Below are 4940 nucleotides of genomic sequence, written 5' to 3'. Positions count from 1 at the left end.
TTTTCTGTGCGGATCTAGCGCCGCTTTCTCCGCTCTGAAGACCCTTATAAAATGCGCTGACTTGGGCAGCGCTAGATCCGATCCGCCACGCCTGCCCGGTCAGAGTGGTTTTGCGATCCGTGGGTCTACCGGGAACAGACATGGCGCGTATTTTGGTGATCGAAGACGAAGCTCCGATCCGTGTGAATCTGCTGCGCTTCATCCGGCTGGAAGGCCATGAAGGTGTGGCTGCGGCCGACGGTCAACAGGGCTTGCAAGCCGCGCTGGACCACCCGCCCGCGCTGATTTTGTGCGACATCATGATGTCCCCCTTGAACGGCATGGACGTGCTGGCCGCGCTCCAACGCCATCCCGTGCTGCAACACATCCCATTCATCTTTTTGTCTGCCAGCGCCGAACCCGAGCGCCTGGAAGAAGCCTTGCGCTCCGGGGCCAGCGGCTACGTTATTAAGCCTTTCAACTTTGCACAATTGCGCGCGGTGCTGCAGCAATACCTGCCGGTCATCCCGGCCCCTTGATAACTTGACCGCATGGCCCGCATCCTGATCGTGGACGATGACCCCGCGCTGCTGCGCCTGCTGGCACTGCGCCTGCACTACGAGGGCCATACCGCCATCGAAGCCGCCAGCGGCGCCGCGGCGCTGGCCAAGCTAGAGCAAGAGCTGCCGCACACCATGATCACCGACCTGCAGATGCCCGGCATGGACGGCCTGCAGCTGTTTGAGGCCGTGCACCGCCGCTACCCGCTGCTGCCGGTGCTGATGCTCACGGCCAACGGCACCATCGCCCATGCCGTCAAGGCCATGCAGCGCGGCGTGTTTGGCTACATCACCAAACCGTTTGAGGGTGCGGACCTGATGCGCGAAGTTGACCGTGCGCTGGCCGTGTCATCCGCCCTGGGGGCCGACATGCCCAGCGAAGACGGCGGCGAAACCTGGCGCGAGGCCATCGTCACCCGCAGCCCGCTGATGGAGAAGCTGCTGGCCGAGGCGCGGCTGATGGCCCAAAGCGATGCCTCCGTGCTCATCTACGGCGAAAGCGGCACCGGCAAGGAACTGCTGGCGCGGGCCCTGCACGCCTCCAGCCCCCGTGGTGCCGAGCCGATGGTGGCCGTGAACTGCGGAGCCATCCCTGAGAACCTGGTCGAGTCCGAGCTGTTTGGCCATGCCAAGGGTGCGTTTACCGGTGCCGTGCGCGACAGCGTGGGCCTGTTCACCAGCGCCCACCGGGGCACGATCTTTCTGGACGAAATTGCCGACCTGCCCCTGGCCATGCAGGTCAAGCTGCTGCGTGTGCTGCAAGAGCGCGAGGTGCGGCCCGTGGGCGCGGCCAAGTCGCACAAGGTGGACGTGCGGGTGATCTCGGCATCCAACCGCCTGCTGCAAGACGAGGTGGCCGCAGGGCGCTTTCGGGAAGACCTGTTTTACCGCCTGAATGTGGTGGGCCTGACCCTGCCGCCCCTGGCCGAGCGCCGCGAAGATGTGGTGCTGCTGGCCAACCACTTCATGCGCAGCCTGTCGCAGCGCTACGCCAAGTCCATCACCGCGTTTGCCCCGGGCGGGCTGGAGCAGCTCAGCACGGCCGCCTGGCCCGGCAATGTGCGGCAGCTGCAAAACGTGGTGGAGAAATGCGTGGTGCTGTGCACCGGCTCCATCGTCCCCGCCACCCTGGTGCAAAGCGCGTTGACCAGCCAGGGCAACGAACTGCTGCCGCTGGACGAGGCGCGCAAAGAGTTTGAACGCGGCTACCTGACCCAGCTGCTCAAAATCACCAACGGCAGCGTGGCCCAGGCCGCCAAACTGGCCCGCCGCAACCGCACCGACTTTTATGCGCTGCTGGCCCGGCACGGCATCGATGCGGGCCAGTTCAGGGCCTGACGGGAATTGCTATGGTTTTAGTAGAAAAAATTAAGGATAAAAATGGCCACTGGCGCAGGTATAACCTGCGGCAGCAGCTATTTATTTTGCAGCTATTTTCTAGAAATTAGCAGCAGCGGTATTGCCGTTTCACCCACACCGCCATCTGTGATGGCCCCCGGTTTTGCCATAGAAAGTACGGAATGGCCTGCACCGCCACCGGGGTGGGCGTGGCTTGCGCGTCCGGGTCCACCGCTTGGTACAGGCTGCTACCCCAGCCGTGTGCCTTGGCGACATGCTGGGCCTGGCCCTTCAGCAGCACGGCACCGCCCAGTAGCGTGGCATCGAACACGGGCGTCAGCGGCGTGTGCGCGTCCAGTACCAGGCTATTGATGTCGGCACCGGGGTGGTCTACCGCTTCCAGGCAGTACAGCACCGGGCCCCGGCTGATGGCCATGCGCCCGGCGTTCTCGTGCACTTCGGGGTGGCTTTCCCACTGGCGCACGGGCATGGGCAGCACCAGCTGCACCACGTCACCAGCCTGCCAGTGGCGCTGCAAGGGCACGTAATTGGCAGCCACGGCAGAAATGTCCACCGGGTCGCCGTTGACTTGCAGGCTGGCACCCTCTGTGCACCAGCCCGGAATGCGCAACTGCAGGCTAAAGCTGCCAGCAGTTTCCACCGTGATCTCTACCGTGCCGTCCCAGGGGTAGCGGGTGTGCTGCGCCAGGTGGATGGTGTGCGTGCCCAGCGGAATGTGGGCCGTGCCCTCGATGTACAGGTTGACCCAGATCTGGTCGGCGCGGGTGCTGTACACGTAGCCGGGCAGCTCGGCCAGGGTGCGCGCTACATTGGGCGGACAGCAGGCCACGTCATACCAAGCCTGGCGGTGGTGGCTGCCGTCGTCTTCCAGCGGGTTGACGTAGAAGTAGTGGCTGCCGTCCAGCGACCAGCCGGGCAGCATGCCGTTGTACAAAGTCCAGCGACCAGCCGGGCAGCATGCCGTTGTACAAAGTCCATTCGATCAGGTCGGCGTAGCGCGCCTTGCCCGTGGCGGCCAGCATGCGGTGGCACCACATCATGCTGCCGATGGCGGCGCAGGTTTCGGTGTAGGCGCGGGCGTTGGGCAGCTCGAAGTCTTTGCCCAGCGACTCGCCGTCGTGGCGCGCACCCAGCCCGCCGGTGATGTACATGCGCCGTGTGGTCAAGTGGGTCCATTGCGATTCCAGCAACGCCAGCAGCTCGGCATCGCCGGTTTCCAGCACCACGTCGGTCACACCGCAGACCATGTACAGGGCGCGCACGGCGTGGCCGCACAGCTGCTGCATCTGGCGATACGGAACGTGGTCCTGAAAGTACTCCAAGCCCCAGCGCCCGCTGTGCAGCAGGCCCTGGCCACGGGCGTCGATAAAGAAGCGGGCCTGCGCCAGGTAGCGGGCGTGGCCGGTTTCACGCCACAGCTCGACCAGCGCCATTTCGATCTCTTCATGGCCGTCCACGGCGACACGTTTGCCTTGGTCTGCCGGGCCAAACAGCGTGCACAGCAGGTCGGCAAAGCGGCAGGCCACGGTCAGCAGCCGGGTGCTGCCGGTGGCGCGGTGGTGAGCCACGGCCGCCTGGATCAGGTGGCCGCCGCAGTACATCTCGTGCAGGTCGCGCAGGTCGGTCCAGCGCTGGCCTTTGCGCTCCACGCTGAAGTAGGTGTTGATGTAGCCGTCCACATCCTGCGCAGCTTCGATCAGCGTGATGGCTTCGTCAATGCAGGTTTGCAGCGCCGGAACGGGGCCCTTGGCCTGCGCCCAGGAGGCGGCCTCGATCCATTTGTACACGTCCGAGTCGTTGAAGAAAATGCCGGCGTACGGATCGCTGCAGTCGCCTGTGACCCGGCGGAAGTTGTTCAAGCGGCCGGTGCTTTCCAGCAGGGCGTACTGGGTGGGCAGGGTGGTGGCCAGGTTGCGCTGCACGCGCGGGCCCCAAAACTCCCCGGCCAGGCTGACGGCAGCCACCGGCACGGGGGTGAGTACGGTCGCCGGGCTGCGGCTGACATCTACCGCGTAGGCGGCGGGGTTTGCATTCGGCACAGAGGCTCCTTTAGACGCTAATGGGTAAATCATTACTTGACGGCACCGGCCACAAGGCCGTCGATGTAGTGGCGCTGCAGCAGCAAAAACAGCAGCGCACAGGGAAGAATGGACAGGGTGATGCCCGCCTGCATCACGCCCCAGTTGACCGAGCCCAGCTGCCCGCTTTGGGCGTTGAGCAGCATCACGGGCAGCGTGAAGGCGCGGGCGTCGGATATCAAAATCAGCGCGGCCAGCAGCTCGTTCCACGAACCGAAGAAGGCAAACAAGCCCACCGCGGCCAGCCCGGGCCCGACCAGCGGCAGCATCACCTGGCGCAGCAAATTCAAGGGGTTGCAGCCGTCCAGCACGGCAGCTTCTTCAATCTCGATGGGAATGGCATCAAAGGCGTTGCGCATCATGAACACCGCAAACGGTAGCTGGAAGGTGGTGTAGACCAGCGCCAGGCCGACCTGGGTGTCCTGCAAGTGCAAGATGCGCAGCAGGATGAACAGCGGGTTGAGGATGGACTGGTAGGGAATCATCAGCGTGACCAAGATCAGCATGAAGATGGCGTTGCGCCCCGGAAAGCGAAACCGCGAAAAGCCGTAACCGCCCAGCGTGGACAAGACCAGCGTGGCAAATACCGTCATGGTTGCCACCGAGGCGCTGTTCCACAGGTAGAGCCGGATGCCTTGGCCGTATTCGGCCAGCTTGCGGTAGTTCTCCAGCGAGAAGCGGCTGGGCCAGTACACCGGCGGCGAGGCCATGGCTTCTGCACTGGTTTCCAGTGAGGTCAGTGCCGACCAGGCAATGGGGAACAAGAACATCAGCAGCAGCAGGGTGCACACGCCAAAGTACAGGGCGTTGGTGCCCAGCCCGCGCCTGGCCATACTTAGCATACTTAGGCGGTGGGAGCGGGCGGTATCAGTCATTGCCATCTCTCAGCAGGTACATCTGCAGCACCGACAGGGCAAGCAAGATCAGCAGCAGCACCACCGACATGGCCGCGCCATAACCCAGC

The 4940-nt window shown here is 64.1% G+C and carries 5 protein-coding genes; 2 read left to right on the top strand and 3 right to left on the bottom strand.

The window, feature by feature from the left end; genetic code table 11:
- The first annotated feature begins 140 nt into the window (after positions 1–140).
- Both ABI213_RS21790 and ABI213_RS21785 read left to right on the top strand, forming a co-directional pair.
- Positions 141–518, top strand: coding sequence for a response regulator (locus ABI213_RS21790; RefSeq protein ID WP_348014553.1), 378 nt, complete (start codon positions 141–143; stop codon positions 516–518).
- A 12-nt stretch (positions 519–530) separates the two neighbouring features.
- Entirely contained in the window at positions 531–1877 is a 1347-nt protein-coding gene (locus ABI213_RS21785) for a sigma 54-interacting transcriptional regulator (RefSeq protein ID WP_348028632.1), read from the top strand.
- 106 nt (positions 1878–1983) lie between these two features.
- Here ABI213_RS21785 and ABI213_RS21780 read toward each other — a convergent pair whose 3' ends face one another.
- Genes ABI213_RS21780 through ABI213_RS21770 form a run of 3 tightly spaced genes read right to left on the bottom strand, consistent with a single transcriptional unit; the run spans position 1984 to position 4851 of the window.
- A complete protein-coding gene (locus tag ABI213_RS21780; protein ID WP_348028630.1) occupies positions 1984–2820 on the bottom strand; it encodes a beta-L-arabinofuranosidase domain-containing protein in 837 nt (278 codons plus the stop codon).
- Positions 2729–3937: a beta-L-arabinofuranosidase domain-containing protein gene (locus tag ABI213_RS21775; RefSeq protein WP_348028628.1), complete on the bottom strand. Its 1209-nt coding sequence runs from the start codon at positions 3935–3937 to the stop codon at positions 2729–2731. Before ABI213_RS21775 ends, ABI213_RS21780 begins: the two co-directional genes overlap by 92 nt.
- 32 nt (positions 3938–3969) lie before the next feature.
- Positions 3970–4851 (bottom strand): carbohydrate ABC transporter permease, encoded by an 882-nt coding sequence (locus tag ABI213_RS21770; protein WP_348007811.1) that lies wholly within the window; start codon positions 4849–4851, stop codon positions 3970–3972.
- Between the last annotated feature and the right edge of the window lie 89 nt (positions 4852–4940).

The organism is Rhodoferax sp. (assembly GCF_039922535.1).
In the GTDB taxonomy this organism is placed as follows: Bacteria; Pseudomonadota; Gammaproteobacteria; order Burkholderiales; family Burkholderiaceae_C; genus Rhodoferax_B.
This window is presented reverse-complemented; position numbering and strand designations above follow the sequence as displayed.

What these genes read in the sequence shown, in the direction of transcription:
- ABI213_RS21770 (WP_348007811.1), bottom strand. Translation starts at nt 4,851, where the DNA reads ATGACTGATACCGCCCGCTCCCACCGCCTAAGTATGCTAAGTATGGCC.
- ABI213_RS21790 (WP_348014553.1), top strand. Translation starts at nt 141, where the DNA reads ATGGCGCGTATTTTGGTGATCGAAGACGAAGCTCCGATCCGTGTGAAT.
- ABI213_RS21785 (WP_348028632.1), top strand. Translation starts at nt 531, where the DNA reads ATGGCCCGCATCCTGATCGTGGACGATGACCCCGCGCTGCTGCGCCTG.
- ABI213_RS21780 (WP_348028630.1), bottom strand. Translation starts at nt 2,820, where the DNA reads ATGCTGCCCGGCTGGTCGCTGGACGGCAGCCACTACTTCTACGTCAAC.